General features: G+C 56.0%; 23 protein-coding genes. 6 read left to right on the top strand and 17 right to left on the bottom strand.

Annotation, left to right across the window (positions count from 1 at the left end; all coding sequences use genetic code 11):
• Positions 1-46: 46 nt before the first annotated feature.
• Positions 47-1384, bottom strand: a complete 1338-nt coding sequence (locus U2949_RS10235; protein ID WP_321287539.1) for a D-serine ammonia-lyase — start codon at positions 1382-1384, stop codon at positions 47-49.
• Between the two features lie 92 nt (positions 1385-1476).
• Between U2949_RS10235 and U2949_RS10240 the strand changes: the two genes are divergently transcribed.
• Positions 1477-1704: a hypothetical protein gene (locus U2949_RS10240; RefSeq protein ID WP_321287541.1), complete on the top strand. Its 228-nt coding sequence runs from the start codon at positions 1477-1479 to the stop codon at positions 1702-1704.
• A gap of 21 nt (positions 1705-1725) precedes the next feature.
• On the opposite strand, the gene U2949_RS10245 is transcribed toward U2949_RS10240, so the two are convergent.
• Both U2949_RS10245 and U2949_RS10250 read right to left on the bottom strand, forming a co-directional pair.
• Positions 1726-2640 carry a c-type cytochrome gene (locus U2949_RS10245; protein ID WP_321287542.1) on the bottom strand — a complete coding sequence of 305 codons (915 nt, stop codon included), beginning with the start codon at positions 2638-2640 and terminating at the stop codon, positions 1726-1728.
• Complete coding sequence (locus U2949_RS10250; protein ID WP_321287544.1) at positions 2633-3991, bottom strand: cytochrome c; 1359 nt, start codon at positions 3989-3991, stop codon at positions 2633-2635. The genes U2949_RS10245 and U2949_RS10250 overlap by 8 nt, the downstream gene beginning before the upstream one ends.
• A 453-nt stretch (positions 3992-4444) precedes the next feature.
• Between U2949_RS10250 and U2949_RS10255 the strand changes: the two genes are divergently transcribed.
• The 3 genes from U2949_RS10255 to U2949_RS10265 are packed head-to-tail and all read left to right on the top strand — an operon-like array spanning position 4445 to position 7288.
• Positions 4445-5575: an NAD(P)/FAD-dependent oxidoreductase gene (locus U2949_RS10255; protein ID WP_026482640.1), complete on the top strand. Its 1131-nt coding sequence runs from the start codon at positions 4445-4447 to the stop codon at positions 5573-5575.
• A gap of 35 nt (positions 5576-5610) precedes the next feature.
• The gene (locus U2949_RS10260; RefSeq protein ID WP_035274304.1) at positions 5611-6684 is read left to right on the top strand and encodes a YkvI family membrane protein; all 1074 of its coding nucleotides are present in this window, start codon (positions 5611-5613) and stop codon (positions 6682-6684) included.
• Positions 6674-7288 (top strand): helix-turn-helix domain-containing protein, encoded by a 615-nt coding sequence (locus U2949_RS10265; RefSeq protein ID WP_321287550.1) that lies wholly within the window; start codon positions 6674-6676, stop codon positions 7286-7288. Before U2949_RS10260 ends, U2949_RS10265 begins: the two co-directional genes overlap by 11 nt.
• Here U2949_RS10265 and U2949_RS10270 read toward each other — a convergent pair.
• From U2949_RS10270 to U2949_RS10290, 5 genes are all read right to left on the bottom strand, one after another.
• Positions 7285-8226 carry a formylglycine-generating enzyme family protein gene (locus tag U2949_RS10270; protein WP_321287556.1) on the bottom strand — a complete coding sequence of 314 codons (942 nt, stop codon included), beginning with the start codon at positions 8224-8226 and terminating at the stop codon, positions 7285-7287. The genes U2949_RS10265 and U2949_RS10270 overlap by 4 nt on opposite strands.
• A gap of 154 nt (positions 8227-8380) precedes the next feature.
• A complete protein-coding gene (locus U2949_RS10275; RefSeq protein ID WP_257724004.1) occupies positions 8381-8992 on the bottom strand; it encodes a hypothetical protein in 612 nt (203 codons plus the stop codon).
• Positions 8993-9068: 76 nt separating this feature from the next.
• A complete protein-coding gene (locus U2949_RS10280) occupies positions 9069-9269 on the bottom strand; it encodes a hypothetical protein (RefSeq protein WP_223254031.1) in 201 nt (66 codons plus the stop codon).
• Positions 9270-9401: 132 nt separating this feature from the next.
• Positions 9402-10769 carry a TrkH family potassium uptake protein gene (locus U2949_RS10285; protein ID WP_321287558.1) on the bottom strand — a complete coding sequence of 456 codons (1368 nt, stop codon included), beginning with the start codon at positions 10767-10769 and terminating at the stop codon, positions 9402-9404.
• A gap of 3 nt (positions 10770-10772) precedes the next feature.
• Positions 10773-11426, bottom strand: a complete 654-nt coding sequence (locus U2949_RS10290) for a potassium channel family protein (protein ID WP_009454211.1) — start codon at positions 11424-11426, stop codon at positions 10773-10775.
• Positions 11427-11582: 156 nt separating this feature from the next.
• Here U2949_RS10290 and U2949_RS10295 point away from each other — a divergent pair, with 156 nt between their 5' ends.
• Positions 11583-12683, top strand: a complete 1101-nt coding sequence (locus tag U2949_RS10295) for an alkene reductase (RefSeq protein WP_009454209.1) — start codon at positions 11583-11585, stop codon at positions 12681-12683.
• Positions 12684-12812: 129 nt separating this feature from the next.
• Here the strand turns inward: U2949_RS10295 and U2949_RS10300 are convergent, their stop codons facing one another.
• The 5 genes from U2949_RS10300 to imuA all read right to left on the bottom strand — a co-directional run bounded on the left by U2949_RS10300 (position 12813) and on the right by imuA (position 18927).
• Positions 12813-13232 (bottom strand): PaaI family thioesterase, encoded by a 420-nt coding sequence (locus U2949_RS10300; RefSeq protein WP_009454207.1) that lies wholly within the window; start codon positions 13230-13232, stop codon positions 12813-12815.
• Positions 13229-13690 carry a GatB/YqeY domain-containing protein gene (locus U2949_RS10305; protein WP_009454206.1) on the bottom strand — a complete coding sequence of 154 codons (462 nt, stop codon included), beginning with the start codon at positions 13688-13690 and terminating at the stop codon, positions 13229-13231. Before U2949_RS10305 ends, U2949_RS10300 begins: the two co-directional genes overlap by 4 nt.
• A 65-nt stretch (positions 13691-13755) precedes the next feature.
• The gene (locus U2949_RS10310; RefSeq protein WP_321287564.1) at positions 13756-16953 is read right to left on the bottom strand and encodes an error-prone DNA polymerase; all 3198 of its coding nucleotides are present in this window, start codon (positions 16951-16953) and stop codon (positions 13756-13758) included.
• Entirely contained in the window at positions 16950-18233 is a 1284-nt protein-coding gene (locus U2949_RS10315; RefSeq protein WP_321287566.1) for a Y-family DNA polymerase, read from the bottom strand. Before U2949_RS10315 ends, U2949_RS10310 begins: the two co-directional genes overlap by 4 nt.
• Positions 18190-18927, bottom strand: a complete 738-nt coding sequence (gene imuA / locus U2949_RS10320) for a translesion DNA synthesis-associated protein ImuA (protein WP_321287568.1) — start codon at positions 18925-18927, stop codon at positions 18190-18192. Before imuA ends, U2949_RS10315 begins: the two co-directional genes overlap by 44 nt.
• A gap of 114 nt (positions 18928-19041) precedes the next feature.
• On the opposite strand from imuA, the gene U2949_RS10325 reads away from it, so the two are divergent.
• Complete coding sequence (locus U2949_RS10325) at positions 19042-19656, top strand: tRNA-uridine aminocarboxypropyltransferase (protein ID WP_035274295.1); 615 nt, start codon at positions 19042-19044, stop codon at positions 19654-19656.
• Here the strand turns inward: U2949_RS10325 and U2949_RS10330 are convergent.
• From U2949_RS10330 to U2949_RS10345, 4 genes are all read right to left on the bottom strand, one after another.
• Entirely contained in the window at positions 19643-20062 is a 420-nt protein-coding gene (locus U2949_RS10330; protein ID WP_009454198.1) for a carboxypeptidase-like regulatory domain-containing protein, read from the bottom strand. The genes U2949_RS10325 and U2949_RS10330 overlap by 14 nt on opposite strands.
• Entirely contained in the window at positions 20059-20952 is an 894-nt protein-coding gene (locus U2949_RS10335) for an NRDE family protein (protein ID WP_321287571.1), read from the bottom strand. The genes U2949_RS10330 and U2949_RS10335 overlap by 4 nt, the downstream gene beginning before the upstream one ends.
• 128 nt (positions 20953-21080) lie before the next feature.
• Entirely contained in the window at positions 21081-22031 is a 951-nt protein-coding gene (locus U2949_RS10340; RefSeq protein ID WP_321287573.1) for a M14 family metallopeptidase, read from the bottom strand.
• A 44-nt stretch (positions 22032-22075) separates the two neighbouring features.
• On the bottom strand, positions 22076-23065 hold the full coding sequence (locus U2949_RS10345; protein WP_021446611.1) for a Bug family tripartite tricarboxylate transporter substrate binding protein: 990 nt from the start codon (positions 23063-23065) through the stop codon (positions 22076-22078).
• Positions 23066-23203: the final 138 nt, after the last annotated feature.

The following is a 23203-nucleotide window of genomic DNA, read 5'->3' on the forward strand; positions in this document are numbered from 1 at the left end:
TGAACAGGCCCAGCCTTGCCTGAGAGCCTGTTCTGTCTGTTTCCGCTTACAGGCTGCGCCCCTTATCCAGATAGGTTTGAAACTCCGCCTCCGGCACCATGCTGCCGCCCGTTCCCCAAACCAGGTGGGTAGCGTTCTCCAGCTGAACATGCGTAAAATCCATACGCTGCAGATATTCCGGCGAGTTCAATACCCGCGCCATGCCGGGCACGCCAGCCAGGGCGGAGGGTTCCAGTTTGACCTTGTCCTGCTCATAGGCAATGACCATCAAACGGTATAACTCTTCGTCCGTGACGGTGTAATAGCCGTCGATCAGACGCTGCATGGCTTTGCCCACGAAGCCCGAAGGGCGTCCTACGGCCAAGCCATCAGCGGCGGTAACGTTATCAATTCCGAAGTCTTGTACGCTGATCTCATCATGCAAACCGGTATAGACGCCCATTAGCATGCAAGGCGAGTGGGTCGGTTCCGCAAAGAGACAATGCACGGCATCGCCAAAAATCAGTTTCAGGCCAAAGGCTACGCCACCAGGGCCACCACCAACGCCGCAGGGCAGGTAGACAAACAAGGGGTGGTCCACGTCGACAACGATGCCTGCTAGCTGACACTGTGCTGCCAGTCGTTCGGCAGCCACTGCATAGCCCAGAAAAAGATCCGGGGAATTTTCATCATCCACAAAGTAGCAGCGCGGGTCCTGGGAGGCTTGTTCGCGGCCTTGTTCCACCGCCACGCTGTAATCGGATTGGTGCTCGACCACGTTGACGCCATTGGCTCGCAGCTTGTCTTTTTTCCATTGGCGGGCATCGGCCGACATGTGGACGCTGACTTTAAAGCCCAGCTTGGCACTCATGATGCCAATCGACAAACCCAGATTGCCAGTGGAACCGACGGCGATGGAGTATTGGCTGAAAAAGGCGCGGGCCTGTTCGCTGTCCAGGTGGCTGTAGTCGTCCGTCAACGTGATCAGACCGGCTTCCAGTGCCAGATCCTCTGCATGCTTCAAGACTTCATGGATGCCGCCACGGGCTTTGATGGAACCGGAAATGGGAAGTTCGCTATCCGCCTTCAGCCATAAGGCACCCACATGCTCCAATGCGTTTTCTTGAATCAGTGTTTGGCGTAGCTGATGCAAGGGTTTGAGAGGGGATTCGATGATGCCCTTGCTGGCTGCGGTATCAGGAAAGACAGCTTTCAGATACGGCGCAAAGCGTTGTAGACGTACGCTGGCAGCCTGTACATCCTTGGCGTCCAGTCCCACATCTGCCAAGGCTTGGGCGGCGGGGGCGATGGCTGGATTGAACCAGGTACTTTCTTTAAGGGCGATCAGATCGCGGATAAGGGGATGGCTGTCTTGCCAGGCCGCCAGGGTTTTTCCATGGATCATGCGTTCACCTGATGAGTAGCTGGGTTTCAAGGGTAGAGAGAGGAACGATGCTACACGATTGTGCTTAATGATAGGGATGGCAAAGAGCTCGAATGGAGCAGTCAGGAGCAGGAGAGGGCGAGGCGGAAAGTGATGACTATCGCAGTCTGCTTGCCATGCTTGGAAGTACAGACAAAATGGTGGAAACAGTCTGCAATTTAGGGCCGGTGCTCCGCGAAACAGGAAAACACTGCCCTTATCAAGAGGGCAGTGTTAATGGCTTTAAGGGTGTCTGTCTTGGGGGTCAGACCTTCTGGAAAAAAGCGTCTGGCACGCTTTAATCAAATCAGGAAGCGCGGATGTTAATACCGTGCATCCTTGGGTTTTTTACCATTCGGCCAGTCGTTCACTTTGCCCGCAAAATCAGGCCGTGGCATATGCGTAAAGTACTCGGCAATGTCCACGGCGTCCTGATCGTTCAACACACCTCCTTGGCCCCAGCCTCCGTGGGAAGCTACGCTCATGGGCATGTTGTACTTGATGAACACCGCGGCCTTGAAAGTACGCGCCATGCCCGCGCCGATATTGAAGGATTCCTCACCCCACAATGGCGGGAACACGATATTGCCGCGTTCGTCTTTCAGGCCCTGGCCTTCCTCGCCGTGACAACTGGCACATTGAACCGCATAGAGCGCTTTACCGCGTTCAGGATTGGGAATCAGCTCATGATCCAGCGGGCCATCGATAGGGACCTGGACTTTCTGACCGACCTGAACCCCTTGCGCCAACCACTTCATATACGCCAGCATGCCTTGCATTTCGGGCGAGTCCACGGGTAAGGCCTTGCCATTCATGGAGCGCATGAAACAGCCGTTGATGCGGCCTGCCAGGTCCACCATCTTGCCCGAGCGGGGCATGACTTTGGGGTAGCTGACAAAGCTGTTGATGTAGTGCGCGCCACGCGGGGCCTTGCCCTGATCGATGTGGCAGCTATTGCAGTTCATGGCGGCGCCTACATTGTCGGGCAGCAGACGGCGAGTTTCGTTCAGGAGGCGTTTGCCGTACAAAATGGCGTAGGCGTTTGGTTCTTTCTCGATCAGCAGGTCCGAAGGAATGGTGTATTGACCCACCACCTCTTTGCTTTCCACATTAATAATGGGATAAGTGGCGGGAGTCGGACCGGTCAGGGCGGGGCTGGCCGCAAAGGCATACCAGCTTGCCACTGCGACACCGGCAATGGCCACAGCCAGAACGGACAGGGTTTTGGCTTTACTCATGGCTGGCTCCTTGAGGCAGGATATTGGGCGATTTATTGGCTACAAACTGGCGGATGTGGGCAACGTCGACCGCCTGCACGGTGGGGGCCTGATTGGTCCAGCTGGTGCGAATGTAGTTAACAAGATCGGCGATTTCCTGGTCGCCCAAATGGCGGAAGGCAGGCATGGTGAAGCTCATTGTGTCGACGCTGTTTTCAGGCATGCGTCCACCTTCCAGGGTCACTTGAATGACCGATTGCGGGTTGTTGGCAAAAACAGCCGAGTTGCCGGCCAGTGCCGGGAAAACACGGGGTACGCCCTTGCCGTCGGCCCGGTGACAGGTCACACAGTGGGCGGCATACAACCAGGCACCGGGCGAGGTGTACTGACCATCCAGCTGTTTTTGCGTGGTGGTATCCGCTTGATGCGGGATCTCGGGGTTGCGACCTTTGACGGGTGGCAGGGATTTCAGATACTGCGCCATGGCCTTCTGGTCCTGCTGGCTCATGTACTGGGTACTGTGTTCGACCACATCCGTCATGGCGCCAAAGGCCGCTACTTTATCGGTACGGCCGGTGGCAAAGAAATCCAGCAGCTCGTCTTCAGACCAGCTGGCCAGGCCACGACCTTCGCCGCGCAGGCTCTTTGCGCGCCAGCCATCAATCACGGCACCCGACAGATAGTCGTCGCCGTCTTTCAGGCGCAAGGCCAGTTCTTGATATGCCACGCCGCGCGGTGTGTGACAGGCACCGCAGTGGCCGGGGCCCTGCACCAGATAAGCCCCCCGGTTTTTCAGATCATCCAGGCCTTCATCAGCCACAAATGTCTGATCAGTGGGCGCAAACAACCATTGCCAGAAAGCAATGGTCCAGCGCATCTGGAAGAGCTTGGGCAAAGTGGGCTCGGCATTTTGCTGTTTGACCGCCGGAACGCCCTTCATGAAATAGGCGTACAAGGCATTCATGTCCTCGTCGCTCATGACCGAGTAGGAGGGGTAGGGCATGGCGGGGTAGAGTGCAGCGCCGTCCTTGCGTACTCCGTGCTGGACGGCGGTTTTGAACTCGTCCAGGGTGTAGTTGCCTATGCCCGTTCCCTTGTCAGGCGTGATGTTGGTGGAGTAGATCGCTCCCAGCGGGGTTTGCATGGCCAGGCCGCCTGCATACTTTTGACCGCCAGGAACGGTATGACAGGCCACGCAGTCGCCGGTGCGGGAGACGTAGGCTCCCTGCTTGATCAGGGCGTCATCATCCAGCTTGATAGTGCTTGCCAAGGGGGAGACGATGCTGCGTTGCGACAAAATAAGCTGAGATCCACCATAAGCGGCCCCCAACCCCACTAGTGCAAGGATCAAGGTCTTAGATAAGACATTCATAGACATTACCCATAATTATTAAATAAATGAGTCAAATAACTTCGAGTCACACTCAGCACGCATGGTATAGAGAGCCCAGGAGGCGAGAAACCGTTGTTCGGAGCAGAATTGATCTAACTCAATCGTTATGTATAAAGACTTATAGCGAGTTGCGAATGCAAACTTAAAGTGCCACTTATATGGCGGCTAAGTGGCAGATGGAGAACTAAAAAGAATGAGAGACTTGGACAGGCCTGCGATGCTCAGCCGACAGCTGTGAGGCTCTTCTGGTTTTCCGGAGCAGCAACAACGGGACCAGGTGCAAGTGCCTGTATCTAAACTGAAACGACTTCGGATCTGGCGCCCCACAAGGCTTGCAAGGAAGCCCGAAGTGTCCGCCTAGTAAAAACCCTCTTGGATGTTTTTCTTGGAAAGACCTACTATTAGCCCTCAATTATCGGATATGAGAATTTTATGGTGTACGACTACGTAATTGTTGGGGCCGGGATGGCAGGCGTGTCTTTGGCCTACCGTTTGCCCGAAAGTGCCCAAGTGCTGGTTCTGGAAAGAGAGTCCCATGCTGCGTATCACTCCACGGGACGCTCGGCCGCGATGTTTGTTGAAACCTACGGTACAGAAACGATTCGTGCATTGACCGTTGCGGGGAACGATTTTTTCAGCCATCCACCTGCGGGCTTTAGCGATCAGCCGATTTTGCTGCCACGCGGTGTGCTGTATGTGGGGACCGCCGATCAGCAGGATTTACTGGACAGCCAGTATCAGGATTGGCATGAACAAGGTCTGGATGTTAGCCGCTTGAGTGCCGAAGAAGCCTTGGCCATGGTGCCCTGTCTGGACCCTGCGCAATTGGCCGGTGCCTTGTATGACGGTCAGGGTCAGGACATGGATGTCCATGCCTTGCACCAAGGTTTTCTGAAAGGTGCACAAGCCAAGGGCGTGAAGCTGCGTCTGGATACCGAAGTGCTGTCAGCCAAGTGGGATGGCGAATGTTGGGAAGTTCAGCTCAACGCCGAGCCTGCAAGTGTGCGCACTCGTGTGCTAGTCAATGCGGCGGGGGCCTGGGCTGATACCTTGGCAGAACGCTGTGGCGTGCAGGCCTTGGGCATTCAACCCAAACGCCGTTCCGCCTTCCTGTTTTCGCCGCCTGAAGGTGTGGATCATCGTGAGTGGCCCGCCGTTATTGATATTGGCGAAGAGTTTTACTTCAAGCCCGATGCTGGCATGTTGCTGGGGTCGCCTGCCAATGCTGACGACGTGGACGCCCATGATGTCGTGGCTGAAGAGCTGGATGTGGCGACCGGCATTTACCGTATTGAAGAGCGCACTCAGCTCCGTATCCGTCGTCCTAGCCACACTTGGGCGGGGCTGCGCAGTTTTGCTCCTGATGGCGAGCTGGTGATTGGTCAGGATGCACTCTGCCCCGGCTTTTTCTGGCTGGCCGGTCAAGGTGGCTATGGGATTCAAACCGCCGCCGGCGCGTCCTTGCTGGCGGCCAGTTTGTTGCAAAAGCAGGATTTGCCCGATTCTTTGAAGGCCTTGCATATTGATCCGGCTGTGGTGTCACCCGCTCGTTTCAGAACATAAAAACAGCAGCACTTTGATCTCCCGGAGGAGAAAGCATGTCGAATATAAAAAATATCCTGGGCATTGCGATGGCCTTTGTCGGTGTGGTGGTGGGGGCCGGCTTTGCATCAGGACAAGAGATATTGCAGTTTTTCAGCAGCTTTGGGTATTGGGGGCTGCTGGGAGGGGTGGTCAGTGGTCTGTGCTTTACGATACTGGGCATGGCGGTAGGGGAGCTTAGCCAGGTTTCGGTATCGCATTCCTTCAAAGAGGGTTTGTATCTGATTTGTGGGCCGCGTCTGGGCGTGGTGGTCGACATCATGATTACCTTCTTCATGTATGCCATTGCCGTGGTGATGTTTGCTGGTGGCGGCTCGCTGATGGAGCAGCAATGGGGCGTGCCGGCGCAATACGGCAGTATCGCCGTCATGCTGATTACCGTGCTGATTGTGTTCTTGCGCGTGGATCGGGTGATGGCCTTTATTGGCAGCATCACGCCCATCCTGGTTCTGATGATGATTTTCCTGTGTATTTACAGCTGGAATACGCGGGAATTGCCATTGGAAGAACTGGATGTGATTGCGCAGACTAAACCACAAGGTGCGGGGCATTGGCTGGTTGGCTCTTTGCTGTACGTGTCCTACAACATGGTGGTGGGGGCGCCGTTCCTGATGATTGCCGGTGCGCAAGCGACTTCTCGGCGCAATGCCTTGCTCGGTGGACTGGTAGGTGGCTTGTTGCTGGGCTTTTTGATCGTGCTGATCAGCGCCGGTGTGTTTGGCCGTATCGATACGATTGGCTCGGCGGCCTTGCCTATGCTGATGCTGGCTACTGAACAGTCCAAACTGCTGGGAACCATTATGTCCGTGGTGATTTTTGCCATGATTCTGACAACCTCGGTGGGCGTGCTGTATTCCTTCTCGGCCCGGATTTTTACGCCCAATACCCGTAGATTCAATATCGGTACGGCTATCGCCGGGGTGCTGGGACTGGTGGGCGCCAAGATCGGTTTCATCAATCTGGTGGGTACGGTATACCCGTTTTTCGGCTACCTGGGCTTTGTTTTGATGGCCTGGATTCTGATTGCCTGGTTCCGTTTGCGCCGCTTACAATCCAGGAATGCTACGTAATGAACTGCTCAGCAAGGAACAGGTAGGAACCCGCCTGCGCCAAGCCCGACATAATCAAAAACAGACACTCAAGCAGTTGTCTGAAAAAACAGGCTTGGCGCTATCTACCATTTCCAAAGCAGAATTGGGGCAGGTCACGTTAAGCTATGAAAAGTTTGTGGTCCTGGCCCGTGCCCTGAATATTGAAGTCGGCTCTTTGTTTGCCGTTCCCGATCATGAAACGGCGCAGCCATTGCCCACCACCGAAGTGGGCATTTCCAGCCATAAATCTACGGCTACCCCTGGCTATGCCACCCGTAACTATGAATACGGCCTGTTGTTTGGCGAGCTCAGCGGCAAGCACATGAATCCGATTCTGGCCGTGATTGATTCACGCGATGCCAGCGAGTTTGAGGACTATATCCGTCACGCTGGGCAGGAGTTTGTGGTCGTGCTGTCAGGCTCTATTGCCATTCAGTTTGAAACTGGCGAAACCCTGTTTCTGGAAGCCCACGAGTCAGCGTATTTTGACAGCGGTATCGGACATATCTATTTATCCACCAGCGAAGACGACGCCAAGGTTGTGGCTGTCTGTACCAGTGGATTGCCACCGGGGATTGTTTAAGGTTCGTCGCTTGGTTTGCGCTTGTCCGTCACATCATCAAAAATCGTTGGCAGGATGGTGTTTTGCGTAACCGATGTGGGTGGCGTGCCGTTCGTTTTCAAGGGAGCCACACAACGCGCGGTGGCGTGCTGGAAATACACCGTTCCTAGTGCGCGGCCTTTCAGACGAGCCAGTTCGGGCTTGGCGTCAATAGCCGCTTCCGACAAGGGAAAGACAATGCCGCGTGTGGGGATGGTGTGGCGTGAGCTGGCTCCCTCATTGCTGCCACCTTTGAAAATCCGTACGTGGGCTGGATCACGGGTCGGGTCTGAGATCACCCATTCATGCAGGCCATTGGCCATATCCTGAATGCCCAGCGGATTGGGTGGGAAGGCGCCCGTCTTGTTTTTGTCTGCTTCATTGCCTTGCTCAGGCACGTTGCGGCCTGCCTGCCACTGGCCGTTGTCGGTTGCCCAGGGAAAGGGCTGGCCACGGCTGCGGGCCGCGTATTCCCATTCAGCCTCTGTAGGCAGGCGCATATCCAGGCCGTTGTTTTTTCCTAACCAGGCGCAAAAGGCTTCCGCTTCGTCGTAGGGCATATTGGCGACTTGTTCGCCATCGCCTTTTACCGGCTGCCAGCGCGCAGGGCGCTTGGTTTGCTTCAAGAAGCGATCGTACAAGGCGTTATTTGCCTCTTTTTTCATGATGGAAAAGGCGTTGACCTCTACCGGGTAGGGCTCCAGAGCTCCCTGATCCGGCTGTGCCACCCATTGCACGGACAATTCACCGTCGGAGTTACGCATGGGAACCTGAAAATTGCCGGCCATAAAAGAGCCGCCTTCTACCTGGATCAGTTCTGGACCGGGTTCGGGGCGCGTGGGTAGTGATCTCAGCACCAGCAGGAGCAAGACGCTGGCAACGATGAGGGTGGCGCTGATCCGAAAGGGGGTATGACGCAATCTTGTTTCCTTGCTCTCACCGCATGTGGGCTGAGAGCGTTGTCGATTAATTTCGCTTATATGGCCCCGTATTATTCCATGCCTGTTTATAAGACGGGTTTGTCTGAGCGCAGAGTTTAATGATTTATTGGTATGGAGGGGGCGTCTATTATGTTTATTCGGCGTTTTTAGACGGTTTTTCAGGAACAACCGCCAAAGGAATGCGGATAGCCTGGCCCTCCTGGATCACAAAGTGCCAGCGACTGGCATCAAACAAGGCTGGGCTGATCTCAAAGACTGCGACATCTGAAACGCTCACCAGGGGGTTGATCTTGTCCGGGCCAACCGTGTCCAGATCATGAGCGTAGCGATAGTCCTGTGTTGCGCGCTGATTGGGCGCTACTTTCTGGCCTGAAGGGTCAACCAGAAACAGGCGTGGCCGATGGATCTGCGGATTCAGTGGACGAGGGCTGGTGTTGGTGTAGCGGTAGTGCAAGACGATAAACAGATTGTCCTGACGCGCCGGAGTTGCCAGTTCCCCGGAGTCCAGCTGAGTCTGACGCTGCCATTCATCCAGGTAAGTATGCAGGCGCACACCCTGATAGTCGGGCGTGAACAAGGTCGTCCCGTAGTTCAGAACGGGAGCCGCAGGCGGGATAGGGGCAATGCCGGGAAGGGAGCCAGGATGATTTTGTGTCGACAGAACCCGATCGTTTTGACTGTAGGCAGTGGCAGAACACAAGGCTAAAGCGGCGCACAGCCAAAAACGGGGCAGGGTGACAGTCATGGATGTGAACAGGGCCGCTTCAAGAGGTGTAGGCAGGGGGAATGGGGGCCTTAATCGCAGGCAAAAAATAAACGGCTCATGAGCCGTTTTTCTTAACTACTTTTTTTAGATCGTCCAGCTCTTTGCGCAGGGCGACAACTTCGTCACTGAGCAAACCAATAACGGCCATTTGACTTTGATACATTTCGACCAGTGGGTGGTAGCTAATCCCACGGCTGGTCAGTTCCCGACAAAGCGCGCTAAGCCCGGTGCCAGCGCGCTTGGTTAAAGTAGCCATCTTCCTGTGATCCATAAGCCTGCATCCTGATCAATAGTTGTTCGATGTTTACATCCATTAACCATACCAAAATTCGGTGACAATAGTCGTTTTTCTTAAAACTTCTTGTATATCTGTGGTTTAGCGACAGGTCTAGCCCACTTGGAAGTTGCCTTCCGGGTAACGAATACGGCTGCGTTTGCGTGTGGCCAGCGAGTAAATCAGGGTTAGAGGCCCGAGTCGGCCTGCAAACATCAGCACCATGATCAGGATCTGGCTAGGCGTGGACAGCTTGTGGGTAATGCCGTGACTCATGCCGGTGGTACTCAAGGCCGACGCGGCTTCAAACAGCAGGCTGGTAATGGGCATGTCCTCAAACAAGGTCAGCAGCAAGACACTGATGAAGTACAGTGCGCCGGTAATCAGGAAAAGGGCCAGGGCTTTCTGTACCGTTTCCGGAGCCACGCTGCGTTCCATCAAGACCACTTCTTCACGTTGACGGATATAGGAGCGTACCGCCGCCAGCAAGACAATCAAGGTGCCGATTTTGATACCGCTGGCCGTACTGAGCGAACCGCCACCGATCAGCATCAGCACAATCAGGGTCAACTGAGTGCTGTCGCGCAGGCTGGCAATGTCCATGGTGGTAAAGCCCGCGGTGCGCGTGGCCGCATTCTGCATCCAGGCAGCCAGCGCCTGATCGCCCAGGCCCAGCATGCCCAAGGTGTGTGGATTCGTGAATTCCAGCGCCCAGAGACTGAAAAAACCAATCAGGTTCAGGATGAGTGTTCCGATCAGGATCAGCTTTGTGTACGGCAAAAGTGTTTGCCAGCGTTTCTTCTGGCCTACGTCGGCCAGTACGGTAAAGCCAATCCCGCCCAAAATAATCAGGCCGGACAAGGTCATGACTGACACGAAATCCCCGGAAATAGGGATCAAGGAATCATGAAATAGCGAGAAGCCCGCATTATTGAAAGCCGTGACCGAATGGAACAAGGCGCGATAAAGGGCTGTGGTCCACGGTAAATCAATTGTCCAGCGTAGAAACAGAATGGCGGCAGCGATCAGCTCAATCAGGGCAGCAATCTTGAACACTTGAAAGGCTGTACTGCGGATGCGCGACACGCTGGTTTGATTAAAAGCCTCCAGTGCCAGTGCCTGCTGGCTGACGCTGATGCGTTTGTGCATGGTGATGGCCGCAATCACGGCAAAAGTCACAAAGCCCATACCGCCAATTTGCACGAGCAGCGCCAGCACAATTTGCCCAAAGTGCGTCAAGTCTGTTGCCGGATCAATGACCGCCAGGCCCGTGACGGTGACAGCCGAGGTGGCCATGAACAGCGCCTGAAAAATCCCCAGCCGGGGTGTAGCCGCTTGTGGCAGGCTCAGCAAAATTGCGCCCAGAATAATCAGGGCCATAAAACCCAACGCCAGCACCAGTGGCGGGCTGGCGCTCAGGGTGCGGGTATGAGGATTGACCTCAAGACGGCGAGTCAGACTATTGGGCAGCCAGTTGCGCATACATCAGACCAATTTGGGGGCAGCGGTACGAAGTGCTTGCAGCTGTCCAAGCAGGATAAGCAGATCCTTGGCATGCAGGGCAAAATCAGCATCGGGCTGGATGGTGGTTTGGCCACGACGTTTGACCAGCAGGACCTGCACGTCGGCCATTTGCTCGCGCAATATGTCCTTGATGGTCTGGCCGTTCATATTGTCGCTGGCGGTGACTTCCACAACATAATCGCCGTTACCCAGGGAAATGTAATCGTTGACCATGGGGTAGCTGAGCATTTGGGCGACTCGTATGCCCATTTCTTCTTCGGGGTGAATAATCCGGTTCACACCAATTTTGGCCAGAATCAAATGCTGGGTATGGGAAATGGCTTTGGCCCAGATTGTCGGAACACCAAAACTTTTCAGGTGAACCACGCAAACCAGACAGGATTCAATATCAGCCCCAATCGCAACCAGAACTACGTCATAATTGTCCAGCCCCAGCTCTTCCAGAGCCTGGCGGTCAGTGACATCGGCAATGACGGCACGGTTTAATTGGTCCGCATATTTGTTGACCAGTTTCGGATTGGTATCCACTCCCAGTACGGAGTGGCCCATTTTCATGAGTTCCAGGGCGCAGGCCGAACCGAAGCGGCCTAATCCTATGACGGCGAACTGTGCCATAGCTTATTTGATCCGTTTGATGCTTGAAACAATTTCAAGCCAAATTAAGCGTTGATGGTATAAAGACATATCTGGTAAAAACCCTTATCGGGTATTCCCTTGGGCGCGTGTCGTTCAAGCCCTGGCGGAAACATCAATAGTGGACAGTGTAAAACAATGGTTAGTTTGTTTGATCCAATCAAACTGGGTGATATTGAACTCATGAACCGCATCATCATGGCGCCCATGACACGCGCACGCGCCTCGGAGGGCCGTATGCCCAATGATTTGATGCGTATGTACTATTGCCAGCGGGCCAGCGCGGGGCTGATTGTAGCCGAAGCCACTTCGGTATCGCCGCAAGGTGTGGGCTATGCCCACACGCCGGGCATCTGGAGTAGTGCACAGGTAGATGCGTGGCGCACGATTACCGAAGCCGTCCATGCCAAGGGTGGCCGTATTGTCTTGCAGTTGTGGCATGTGGGGCGTGTGTCTGATCCGGAATTTCTGAATGGCCAAATGCCGGTTGCGCCCAGCGCAATTGCCTGTGAGGGCATGGTTAGCCATTTAAGCCCCGAGCGTCCTTTTGTAGTGCCGCGTGCTCTGCGCAGTGAAGAAATTGCCGATATTGTGGACGACTTTGCCGTTGCCGCTCAAAACGCGCTGAGCGCCGGCTTTGATGGGGTGGAGATACACGGTGCCAATGGCTACCTGATCGACCAGTTCCTGCATGATGGCTCCAATACCCGCACGGATGCTTACGGTGGCTCGATTGAAAACCGGGCTCGTTTCCTGTTGGAGATTGTGGACGCCTGTGTCGCCATTTGGGGCGCTGGCCGAGTCGGTGTGCATTTGTCCCCACGTGGTGGTTTGCATGGCATGAAGGATTCCGATCCTGCCCGTTTGTTCTCTTATGTGGCTTGCGAACTGGATCGCCGTGATATTGCCTTTTTGTTCCTGCGTGAAAGCCCGGCTTCGGACAGCTTGTTGCCCATGATCAAATGCCAGTTTGGTGGAGCGATTATCGCTAACGAACATTTCGATTTGCCTACAGCACAGACCACTTTATCCAAAGGCATGGCAGACGCCGTGTCGTTCGGTAAGGCTTTTTTGTCCAATCCGGACTTGCCCTTGCGTTTGCAGTTGCGTGCGCCCTTGAATGGCTGGGATCGGGATTCGTTTTACACCCAGGGGCCTAAAGGCTATACGGATTATCCATTTTTGAAGTCCAACCCGGAATGGGATCAGCCTGTGGGTGAGGATTTGCAGGCGCATTAAGCTTGCCTGTGATTAAGTAGGTGGAAATAGAAAAGCCCGTTTGATACGGGCTTTTTTAATGGGCTTTGTTGTAGATCGGTAGCAGCTTGGGGCAGCGTGCCATTTTCCAAGGTGTATTGCACCCGGTGTTCAGCTACCGCGTACCACTCGAAAAGTGGCTGCCGCTTTAACCAGCAAGCGTTCCTTCTCGTCATACCCGCCACCTTCGCAGTAAGCGGTATCGCCTTCCAGATACAGGCATTGTGCCTTGAACCAGACATCGCCACGCGCAGGCAGTAGAAACTGCGAGTTCATGTCTATGGTGGCCATCCCTGAGCCAGGACGTTGTGCCCGTGCGGCGGCGCTAAGGGTGAAATCCAGAATCGCCATCAGAGTGCCCCCGTGCACATCGGCACGGGAGTTGGCATTACAGGCTTGCCAGGGCAGAAAAGTAATTACTTCCTGCTCGGTGCTGCTAACGGTTTGCAGGCCCAGGTGCTGCATCAGGGGGATATGTGTGCCGAAAAAGTCCTGTTTGGGCTGCGCCAGTTCGGCCTGCAAATGCTTCATGGGTTCAGCTTTTGCTTCACTTGGGCGGAAACCTGGGACATATCGGCACGGCCAGCCAGTTTGGCTTTCACCAGACCCATGACCTTGCCCATCAATGCGGGGCCTTGAGCGCCGTCAGCCTGAGCCTGGGTTATCGCATCGGCAATGGTCGCGTCAATTTCGGCGCTATCGGCTTGCTGTGGCAGGTATTCCTGCAGAATCAGCAATTCGGATTTTTCTTTCTCGGCGCTTTCGGTACGGCCAGCAGATTCAAAAGCCTGGATGGATTCGCGGCGTTGCTTGACTTGTTTTTCAATGATGCTGCTTACTTCAGCATCGCCCAGCTCGGTACGTTCGTCCACTTCGCGTTGTTTGATCGCGGCTTGCAGAAAACGCAAGGTCTCCAGGCGTCCGCTATCGCGAGCGCGCATCGCCGTTTTGATATCTTCAGCTAAACGGGTTTTGAGTGTTTGACTCATGGTGGTTCCTGGTTGAACGGGCAAAGCCCTAGTTTAACGCAGGGCGGTGGTAGGGAAAAATCCGATTATTGAAAATCCCGGCTGCGTGCGACCAGATCACCAATCAAGTGATTCATGGATACCAGACGGCGGGCAATTAAATGGCAAACGCTGCCATCCCGTTGCCAGACGCCATAGACACCCAGCAGGCGAGATTGCAGCAAGGCCTGAGATTGCGCCTGCGCCAACTCTTCACGCACGATGACATTGACACTGCCGGTTTCGTCTTCCAGCGTTACAAATACGGTGCCTTTGGCGGTGCCGGGGCGTTGGCGAGTGGTCACCAGCCCGCAGGCTCGTGCCAGCCGCCTATCCGGGCAAGCTTGGTTGAGTTGTTCTGCGGTGGAGAATCGCAAGGGGGACAACTGTGTGCGTAGCAAGGACAGGGGGTGACGATTCAGGCTCAAGCCCACGGCCTGATAATCACTTAACACTTCCAGCCCCACACTGGCTCGCGGCAAATCCGGGGTGTGCTCCGGCGTTTCAGCATGGCTAAGCAATCCTGCCTGACTGGGGCGTCGGGCATCCCAAACACTGTGGCGGCGTTGGCTATAAGCACTGCGCAAGGCATGGGCCTGGGCCAGCGCTTGCTGATCGTGGGCTGACAGGGCCAGTTCCTGGCGCAAGCAGGCCAGATTCAGCGTACGGTCCGGGTGGCTTTGCCGGTAACTCACGATGGCTTGTGCGCCTTGTTCGCTCAAGCCTTTGACCATGTGCAGGCCCAGACGTACCTGAGGCGGGCCGCCAAGCTCGGAACACACGTGGCTGTCATACAGGCTGTATTGCACATCAACAGGCAAGACCTGAACGCCGCGACGGCGTGCATCCTGGACCAATTGGCTGGGGCCGTAAAAACCCATGGGTTGAGAGTTCAGCAAGGCCGCCAGAAAGTGCTCCGGGTAACGTGCTTTCAGATAGGCGCTGAACCAGGCCAGTTTGGCGAAGCTGGCCGAGTGACTTTCCGGAAAACCGTATTCTCCAAAACCGCTGATTTGATCGAACAGGCGCTGGGCAAATTCGGGGGCATAACCTTTGGCAGCCATGCCATCGAGCAGCTCTTGCTCAAAAGGCCCCAAACCGCCACGACGACGCCAGGCCGCCATGGCCCGTCGCAAGGCGTCCGCTTTGTCAGCCGAAAAACCCGCCGCCTCCATGGCCAGTTCCATGGCCTGCTCCTGAAAAATAGGCACGCCCTGGGTGCGTTCCAGCACATGGCGGATTTCGGGGGCGGGGTAGTCGACTTTGCTGTGGTCGCGACGGCGTTCCAGATAAGGATGCACCATGCCCCCTTGAATGGGGCCGGGGCGCACAATGGCCACTTGCACCACCAAGTCGTAAAAGCATTTGGGACGCAGGCGCGGCAACATGCTCATCTGGGCGCGGGACTCGATCTGGAACACGCCTATGGTGTCAGCGCGCCGTATCATCCGAAAGGTTTTGGCGCTTTGCAAAGGGATGTCCTGCAAGCGGAATGGTTTGCCTTTTTGCTGGCTGATACTGTCCAGGCAGCGACGCAAGGCGCTCAACATACCTAAGGCCAGAATATCGACTTTCAGCAAGCCCAGCACATCCAGATCATCCTTGTCCCATTGCACAACGCTGCGCCCTGGCATGGCGGCGTTCTGAATCGGCACCAGCCTGTGCAAGGGTGTTTGTGAAATTACAAAACCGCCAGGGTGCTGGGACAGGTGACGTGGAAAGCCCATCAGCTGGCGGGTCAAGGACAACCATTGATGCGCTTGCTCAGGCGGGCATTCGGGAAAGCGTGCCAGGACTTCATCCTGAATGTGGGTGTCTTTAAGCCAGGCACGGTCGCATTGAATCAAGGCCTCGATCAAGGCGGGAGGAATGCTTAGCGCCTTGCCGGTGTCCCGCAAGGCGCTGCGGCGTCTATAGGTGGTGATTACCGCAGTTAATGCTGCTCGTTGCCGGCCATATTTGCGGTAAATGTATTGAATAACCTCTTCGCGACGCTGATGCTCGAAGTCCACATCAATATCGGGCGGTTCAGCCCGTGCGCGGCTAATGAAGCGCGCAAACAAGGTATGGCTGCTGACAGGATCAACTTCAGTAATGCCCAGGCAGTAGCACACGGCCGAGTTGGCGGCAGAGCCTCGGCCCTGGCACAAAATCCCCTGACTGCGCGCGTAACTGACGATGTCATGCAAAGTCAGAAAGTAGGACTCGTATTGAAGGTCTGCAATCAGGCTGAGTTCCTCCTCCAGACGCTTGCGCAAGCTGTCGCTAATCCCTTTGGGGTAGCGTTCTTGCGCGCCACGCTCGGTTTCCAGCCGCAGATATTCAATGCCACTGAGACCAGGCGGGACAATTTCGACCGGGTACTCGTACTTGATTTCACTTAAACAAAACTGGCATAGCTCCTGGATGTGATCGGTGGTCTCACGCAGTTCGGCCGGGTAAAGATTAGCCAGTTGGAAACGGCTGCGTAAGTGATGTTCTGCATTGCTGGCCAGGGACCAGCCGCATTCTTGCACAGGTGTTTTCAGACGTATGGCAGCCAAAGTATCGTGCAAAGGCTGGCGAGAGCGCACGTGCATATGGACGCCGCCCAACGCGGCACAGCGCAAGCCACATGCCTGCGCTGCCAGCCTGACGGCGCGCAAATGCTGCACGTCCTGATCGCGCCTATGCACACTGATGCCTAAAAACAGTCGGCCTGCAAACAGGTCCAGCAAATGCTGTGTTTGAAGACGAATGTGTTCGCTATCCAAGCCATAGGCTGGCTTGTAGATGACAAGACAGTTTGGCAGAACCTGTTGTTGGGAACCTTGGCGGGCTTGCTGCAAGAAAGACCAGTCAATCGAGGCTTCCTGCTTCAAGTCCAGTGACTGGTGTAGATGTGAGATGAATTGACAGAGATTGCCGTAGCCTTCCTTGTTGCGCGGCAGAATCAGAAGCTCATGGGTCTGAGTGCCGTTGCAGGTTCTTGTCTCAGCCTTGGCGACTTGTGGGCGCTGATTGTCCCAAACCCCCGTAAAGCGGAACCGACTTCCAACCAACAGGCGGATTTCCGGATGCAACTTGGCCTGCGCATAAGCGCGCACCACACCGGCCATGGAGGCGTAATCGCATAAGGCCAGCGCCTTGTAGCCCAATTCGGCAGCGCGGCTGATCAGCTCCTCGGGGTGGGACGCGCCATTCAAGAAGCTGTAATTGGACAGGCAGTCCAGCTCGGAATACAGCAGGTCTATATGGGGTTTCATCCAAAGACTCCGTGCAGATACCAGGCATGCCCCTGGCTCAAGTCCCGATAAACCCAATACAAGCGTCCCTGCGGACACAGGGCAATAAAGTAGTCCCGCTGCTGATGCCCGGTGCCGCTCCACCAGCCTGTCTGTACCCGCTCCGGGCCTTGAACCAGGCGCAAGCGCTGCTGATCCAGAAGCGGGGATTGCTGATCGTGTTGTAAAGGCTGAGCCGGGTCCAGCATCCAGCATGGACGTTGCAAAGCCGGACGGTCCGCATCGGGGGGGTGGCTGCGGGACAAGGGGAGCCATTGATTCGCCTGTTCAGGCAAATAGCTGGCTTGGGCGGCAGGTGTCAAAATCTGTTCAGCCCCCAGCCTGGTCTGCAAGCGCTCCAACAGTTGTTGATCCTGCTCTTGCCAATGACGCGCATCGGGAAACAGGCTGCTGGCATGAGTTTGGCGCGGGTGTAGTTGCTGTGCCTGCAGCACCATGCTCTGTACGGCCGCATGTAATTGCAGTTGCTGGAACTGTTCTTGCCATACGGGCAAAAAGTCCTGGCTACGCCAGCAGGACCGGGCCATTTGCAACTCCAGGCGGGTGGTCGTGGGGTAGTCCTTGTATCTTTCCGTGCGTAGTACCAGCTCCAGGCGTCCACAAGCCAACTGGTACTGATTCAACCAGGCCTCCAGCTTGTTCAATAGGCGATTTAAGGCCCGCAAGACGGTGGGTTTGTTATTGGATGGCGTATCCATCTCCAGCTTGTCTGTAAATTGCGGGGCGGCATGCACCCATTCCAGCGCCCAGCTTTGTGTGCCGTAGGCTTGGTCCAGCTGCAACAGCAGGGCACGCAGCCCGCGCTGGGAGAGGCCATCGCGGGGGAGTTGGTGCAACTGGCCCAGGGTATGGCAGCCCAGACTATGCAACCATTGCAGCTGGTCGGCAGGCGGAGCCAATAAGTGGATGGGAAGCGGGTTCAGACAGGCCTGCAAACGTCGTGCACAACGACGCTGCTTGCGTCCGGATAAAGCCAGCAAGCAGGCCGCACGGGCAGTGGGTGCCAGGGCCAGGCAGGGCTCGGGAATAAGAGCTTGCAAGTCAGCCCGGACCTGTTGGTACAGACGGCGCAAACCACCAAACAGCCGGATGCTGGCACTGATATTCAGTACCCATAAATCGGCTTGAACCTGTGCCAGCTGGGGGCTGTAGCGCAGCAGAACGGCTTGAATACCGTTCTGCTGTTTTGGGCTGGCCTCAGGCGTAAGCAGGCTCTGGGGCAGTCGCAGGCACAGGTACATGAGACGGAATGGCCGCTGGCGGCATCAGGGTGTGGTGAGGGGCCAAAGCAATGCTGTCCTTGCACGGTGGCCCCCGTCGTTTGCGGATATGAACATCCAGCCAAGGCTGCCCCTGCTGGTCTTGGCGAGTCTGAAGTTCAAGACGCAACAGGGCGGGGCTGTTGGTCTGACTGTGCGCCGGACGCAAACAAAAAAACAGGCTGTCGCTATGGCTGGCTAATAGCTGTAGTTGACGCAAGGCCGCTAAAGGCACATGGGCAGGCAGCCAGCTCAGCACAGCCGCACAGTGGCCGTGACGCAAGGCCTGGGCACTGGCCCACAAGGTATCGTTCAGGTGCTGGCTGCGTATCCAGAGCATGCGGGCGGGCAAGGCGTTTTCTGATGAGCTGTTGTGCCCGTTCGTAACAGGAGAGCCACGCCACAGTTGTTGCATGGGTTGATAGGGCGGAGCGACTAAAACACGCAAGCGCTCTGCCTGCAGCGTATTCAAGGCTGGCAACAACAAGGACAAGGCACTGCTGTCTTGCTGTGCATGCAGTTCGATCAGGCTGCCCACAGGCCAGCCGCCTCCTGGCAGTTCGTCATCCAGGGCGGCAAACCCGCTGGGCAGGCAAGTGCCTGCGGCATGCGCATAATGCTTGCCTGTCCAAAGGGAAGGGTGAAGATCTAAAAGGGAACGAAGTGCGCTTGCCATGGGTGTGCTCCTGATTGCTGTATAAATATACAGTAAATTTGCTTGCCAGCAAACCAGGCACCTGTTTCAAAGCAGAACTTTTATATACTGTGGCCTTCTGTTTGGCGCTCTCGCATGAATTCTTCCCCTTCTACCCGACCAGGCCGCTGTGCACAGTGTCAGCGGCCCTTGGCTCGTTGCTTGTGTCCCTTGATCCCTTCGATAGAAGCGGCGTGTCCTGTGCTGATTTTGCAGCACCATTCCGAAGCCCGGCATGCGCTTAATACTGCGCGCTTGGCGTATTTGGGTTTGAAGGGGACAGAGCTATGGGTGGGAGAGCAGTTTGCTGAGCTGGAGGCCCGGCTGGCTCAGGCGCATCGTCCTGTTTTGCTGTTTCCGGGACCAGAAGCCAAGGTGGCGGGCTCAACAGGCCCAGAGGAGAAGCCGGATCTGATCGTGGTGCCAGATGGCACCTGGCGCAAGGCACGCCTGATCTTGCACAGCAATCCGGTTTTGCAAGCCCTGCCGTATTGGGTGTTGCCTGAAGGACAGGCGTCGCGCTACAGACTGCGTAAAGCGCCTGATCCGCAGGCTGTGTCGACCTTGGAAGCAATTGTCCGGTTGATGCAGATTATGGAGCCGGAGCGGGATTTCAGCCCTTTGCTCCGGCCTTTCGAGCAGTTGATTGAAGAACAAATCCAGGCCATGGGTCTGGATACGTATAAGCGTAACTATCCTACTTCCAGGTGAAGTTCAGTTCGCGGGGCTGGCCTTCAACAATAGTGGCCTGACGCTCCTGGGTCTGGCCCTGGTAAGTAGCAAATACCTTGTAATTGCCGGGGCCAAGACGGATCAGGCAGTAGGGGCCGTCGATCAGGCTGTTCAGCACGGTTTGGTCGTTGCTGTTACGGATAACCAGCTGCACATCGGAGATATAGCCGACGCGCTCACCCTGGTTGGCCGAAAAGTTCACGGACAAGGGAAAGGTGTTGCGCACCATGCGAAACAGTTGGGCTTCATCACTACCTATGCCGCCGCTGATGTATTCGGTTGAACCGTAATACTGGCTGGGGGGGAGTTCCTGGGCGTGCACGATGGGGCTGCTCAATAAGGCCAGCGACATGGCAATGCCGATCAATGAAAGACGAGGACTCATGAGGTTTCCTTGCTTGAAGTAAGGTGGCTAAGCGGGCCCTCAGGGGCCCTGTTGCTGTTATGAGAGGGGTGGGGCTGGCTGTCAGGATGAAAGCTGGGCCACAACAAAGGCCAGTCATGCTGACGGGTCGGTTCTGCCTGCGGATTGAAACTGCGTTCACGCAGCATTCCATGTCCGCGCTGATTAATAGTGATGACGGTGGTGCAGCGGGTGCCGTAATTGGGGCTGACAATAAACGGGCTGCTTAACAAGCGTTCGTGCTCAAGACTCAAGCCGGTTTGGGGCAAGTCGGCATCGGCTGCGACTTCCTGATTACGTAAACCCTGAAACAAGCCTTCTACCGCTGGTGGCGAGCCATCAAAATGCTGTGCCTGCAGGGTTTCTTTCAGAAACAGGCTTTTGGGCCAAGGTGTATTAAGCCAGGCATTGCTCAGAACATGTACGCCTGGTTCCAGCATATGCGGGCTGCCATTGGGATGACGGTTGCTGTAATAGCCCATGCGTAAAGGCTGTTGCTTGTCCGGCCATTCCAGCACAAAAAGATTGAAGCCTGCGTAATCGGCTCCTTCCTGGGCGAGCTGTTCCAGATAGTCGGCGGGACTGCGCTTGTCTCTTAGAAACTGTGGGATCAGCTCGCCGCGTGAGCGTTGCTTGCTGTTTTTGTTGCTGGGGGCTTCGCGGTAATTGGTCAGCAAGGCTAGCCGTCCACGGCTTTGTGTCAGGCCCAGCCAGGTACCTCCGGCTTGCAGGTCCCGACCCGCCAGAATATCGGGCTCGTCCCGCCAAGGTTGAGCCGCTTGGCTGGGGCGAGCATGATATTCGTCGCGATTGGCGGCAATAATCAGCGGCCAATCTGCATTAACTCCGACGGCGATATAAGCGATGCACATGTGCCGATTGTAGGATGGCTATGCAGGCTTTGGTAGCCAAAGTACCGCCAAGTTCCGCTTTTTTTCTCGGTATTGAGAATGCCACTTTAGGCTTGGTATTCAGGGCTTGAACGTCAGATTTAAGCGATTTATGAAAGGGCGTCGTAGTTTTGTGCCAGACGCACGACGGTGACACCCGGACGTAGCTGGCGCAGCGAAGGCATGACCAAGGTGCAGTTATCGTAGGGCGTCAATAAAGCCTGGCCATCGGCTTGTCCAATCGGCGTGCCTGCATCGGCCAAGGTTTCCAGGCCTTGCCAGTTCTGATCGAAACTGACTTGCATGGAAGGGGCGACAATCGCATGGGTGACTTGCAGAACGCGCTGCGTGTCAGGAGAGGCTAGCCGCCAGTCCGCGGGCAAATCCTCCTCTTCTACAATCTTGGAGGCGAGCAGAAAGCGGGCAATCAGGTCCAGCGCGATCGCCGGGGTATCAGGGTCGCCATGAAAGCCGCATTCCAATAGCAAGGAGCGCGCTTCATGTGCCTCAGGATCAGAGAATCGGCCGTAATCGCGCATGCGTACGCCGTCTTGATGGCCGCTATCCACAATCACATGCTCGGGTGCGCCCAGGGTTCGGGCCAGCTCGATATTGCGCGCCAAGGTGCCAGTCAATAACAAGGGGGCGCTGGGTTCATGCATGGAGTGCAGATCCAGCAACCAGTCGGCTTGTTCCAGCCAAGGCAAAATCGCTCGTGCGCGACGCTGTTCTTGTGTCTGTGTTTGAGACAGCTTCTGATCGGTCCAGACGCGGTTCATGTCTTCGTCCACGTAGCGGCTGGCATCGTGCTGCTCAGGGTCAAAGCGATCAAAGGCGTCCAGATTGCAGAAGGCCAGAATCAGCTTGCCGCGACGGGGCTGCAGACCGCTGGCCAGTACAGCTTTCAAGGCCCAGGCCCCGCAAAGTTCGTTGCCATGAATCAGGGCGCTGATCATTACGGTACGGCCCGCTTCGCCCGAGTCCAGGCACCAGAGTCCAGGGACACCGGTATTGCCCTGACGATCTTCTTGAATGTCAGGCAAGGAAAGAGAAAATTGCATGGAAAGACTCCAGCGCCCCAGCAGCTAACCGGGGCGCATGTGTTTTATTCGGCTTGCAGCTTGGCCAGTTCGACCAGACGGGCGTATTTGTCGACCTCTTTGGCCTGGAACTCTGCCGCGTTCATGCCGGGGGCGTAAAGCGTGGCTCCATTGGATTGCATTTTCTCTTGCAAGTTGGCCGATTGCAGGCTGCTGTCCAGAGCCTGACGCAAGGTGCTGGTGACGGATTCAGGCAAATCCTTGGGGCCATACAAACCAAACCAGACGTTGATGTCGACCTTTTCAAAGCCGGGCGTATCGGCCAGCGGCGGGATCTCCGGGGCAGCAGGAGAGGCATGGGTTTCGGTAATGCCCAAAGGTACGATGGCGCCTGCGCGAGCTTGCGACAGGCCCGAGGACAGCACAAGGTAAGCCGTATCCAGTTGACCGCTCATCAAATCCGAAACCAGGGGGGGGACACCACGGTAGGGCACGTGCATGGCGGTGGTACCGGTCGAGGCGTTCACCATTTCACCGGCCAGGTGCAGGGTAGTACCTACACCGGAGGAACCAAAGCTGAAAGCTTCCGGTTTGGCCGCCCGCAGCTTTTGCGCATAGTCTGCCGCGGAGCGAATACCGGACTCTTTGGAGGCTGCCAGCAACAAGGGCTGGGAGGCAATCATGCCAATAGGTGTGAAGTCTTTTTGCCCGTCGTAGCGCACGGCTTTGTTGATCATGCCGGCGATGATCATCTCGTTGGTAGAACCCAGCAGCAGGGTGTAGCCATCGGCGGCGGCACGTTGTACGCGTTGAGCACCAATGGTGCCACCAGCACCGCCTGCGTTTTCGACGACGACGCTTTGGCCCAAACGGCTGCTCAACTCTTCAGCTAACAGGCGGGCAGTCAGATCCACGCTGCCCCCGGCGGGATAACCCACGACCAGAGTCAGGCTGCGCGAGGGGTAGGTGTCGGCGTGGCTGATTGAGGCTTGCAAGAGGCTACAGGCGCCCAGAATGCCAAGGACCAAGCTGCGCTTGGGAAAAGAAAAAGACATGATGTGCTCCCCGTTCGATGGATAGGTTTCCAAGCAGCGGCCAGTGTGCGCGCTGCGGGCCTGTTTATCCTTAGTTATGAAAGGGTATTGTGTCTGCTAAGGCTATTTGCGATGTGCTGTTACAGCACATCGTCGTGC

It is taken from the genome of Alcaligenes phenolicus (assembly GCF_032063905.1).
GTDB classification, from domain to species: Bacteria; Pseudomonadota; Gammaproteobacteria; order Burkholderiales; family Burkholderiaceae_B; genus Alcaligenes; species Alcaligenes phenolicus.

What these genes read in the sequence shown, in the direction of transcription:
- U2949_RS10235 (WP_321287539.1), bottom strand. Translation starts at nt 1,384, where the DNA reads ATGATCCATGGAAAAACCCTGGCGGCCTGGCAAGACAGCCATCCCCTT.
- U2949_RS10240 (WP_321287541.1), top strand. Translation starts at nt 1,477, where the DNA reads ATGGAGCAGTCAGGAGCAGGAGAGGGCGAGGCGGAAAGTGATGACTAT.
- U2949_RS10245 (WP_321287542.1), bottom strand. Translation starts at nt 2,640, where the DNA reads ATGAGTAAAGCCAAAACCCTGTCCGTTCTGGCTGTGGCCATTGCCGGT.
- U2949_RS10250 (WP_321287544.1), bottom strand. Translation starts at nt 3,991, where the DNA reads ATGAATGTCTTATCTAAGACCTTGATCCTTGCACTAGTGGGGTTGGGG.
- U2949_RS10255 (WP_026482640.1), top strand. Translation starts at nt 4,445, where the DNA reads ATGGTGTACGACTACGTAATTGTTGGGGCCGGGATGGCAGGCGTGTCT.
- U2949_RS10260 (WP_035274304.1), top strand. Translation starts at nt 5,611, where the DNA reads ATGTCGAATATAAAAAATATCCTGGGCATTGCGATGGCCTTTGTCGGT.
- U2949_RS10265 (WP_321287550.1), top strand. Translation starts at nt 6,674, where the DNA reads ATGCTACGTAATGAACTGCTCAGCAAGGAACAGGTAGGAACCCGCCTG.
- U2949_RS10275 (WP_257724004.1), bottom strand. Translation starts at nt 8,992, where the DNA reads ATGACTGTCACCCTGCCCCGTTTTTGGCTGTGCGCCGCTTTAGCCTTG.
- U2949_RS10280 (WP_223254031.1), bottom strand. Translation starts at nt 9,269, where the DNA reads ATGGCTACTTTAACCAAGCGCGCTGGCACCGGGCTTAGCGCGCTTTGT.
- U2949_RS10285 (WP_321287558.1), bottom strand. Translation starts at nt 10,769, where the DNA reads ATGCGCAACTGGCTGCCCAATAGTCTGACTCGCCGTCTTGAGGTCAAT.
- U2949_RS10290 (WP_009454211.1), bottom strand. Translation starts at nt 11,426, where the DNA reads ATGGCACAGTTCGCCGTCATAGGATTAGGCCGCTTCGGTTCGGCCTGC.
- U2949_RS10295 (WP_009454209.1), top strand. Translation starts at nt 11,583, where the DNA reads ATGGTTAGTTTGTTTGATCCAATCAAACTGGGTGATATTGAACTCATG.
- U2949_RS10300 (WP_009454207.1), bottom strand. Translation starts at nt 13,232, where the DNA reads ATGAAGCATTTGCAGGCCGAACTGGCGCAGCCCAAACAGGACTTTTTC.
- U2949_RS10305 (WP_009454206.1), bottom strand. Translation starts at nt 13,690, where the DNA reads ATGAGTCAAACACTCAAAACCCGTTTAGCTGAAGATATCAAAACGGCG.
- U2949_RS10310 (WP_321287564.1), bottom strand. Translation starts at nt 16,953, where the DNA reads ATGAAACCCCATATAGACCTGCTGTATTCCGAGCTGGACTGCCTGTCC.
- U2949_RS10315 (WP_321287566.1), bottom strand. Translation starts at nt 18,233, where the DNA reads ATGTACCTGTGCCTGCGACTGCCCCAGAGCCTGCTTACGCCTGAGGCC.
- imuA (WP_321287568.1), bottom strand. Translation starts at nt 18,927, where the DNA reads ATGGCAAGCGCACTTCGTTCCCTTTTAGATCTTCACCCTTCCCTTTGG.
- U2949_RS10325 (WP_035274295.1), top strand. Translation starts at nt 19,042, where the DNA reads ATGAATTCTTCCCCTTCTACCCGACCAGGCCGCTGTGCACAGTGTCAG.
- U2949_RS10330 (WP_009454198.1), bottom strand. Translation starts at nt 20,062, where the DNA reads ATGAGTCCTCGTCTTTCATTGATCGGCATTGCCATGTCGCTGGCCTTA.
- U2949_RS10335 (WP_321287571.1), bottom strand. Translation starts at nt 20,952, where the DNA reads ATGTGCATCGCTTATATCGCCGTCGGAGTTAATGCAGATTGGCCGCTG.
- U2949_RS10340 (WP_321287573.1), bottom strand. Translation starts at nt 22,031, where the DNA reads ATGCAATTTTCTCTTTCCTTGCCTGACATTCAAGAAGATCGTCAGGGC.
- U2949_RS10345 (WP_021446611.1), bottom strand. Translation starts at nt 23,065, where the DNA reads ATGTCTTTTTCTTTTCCCAAGCGCAGCTTGGTCCTTGGCATTCTGGGC.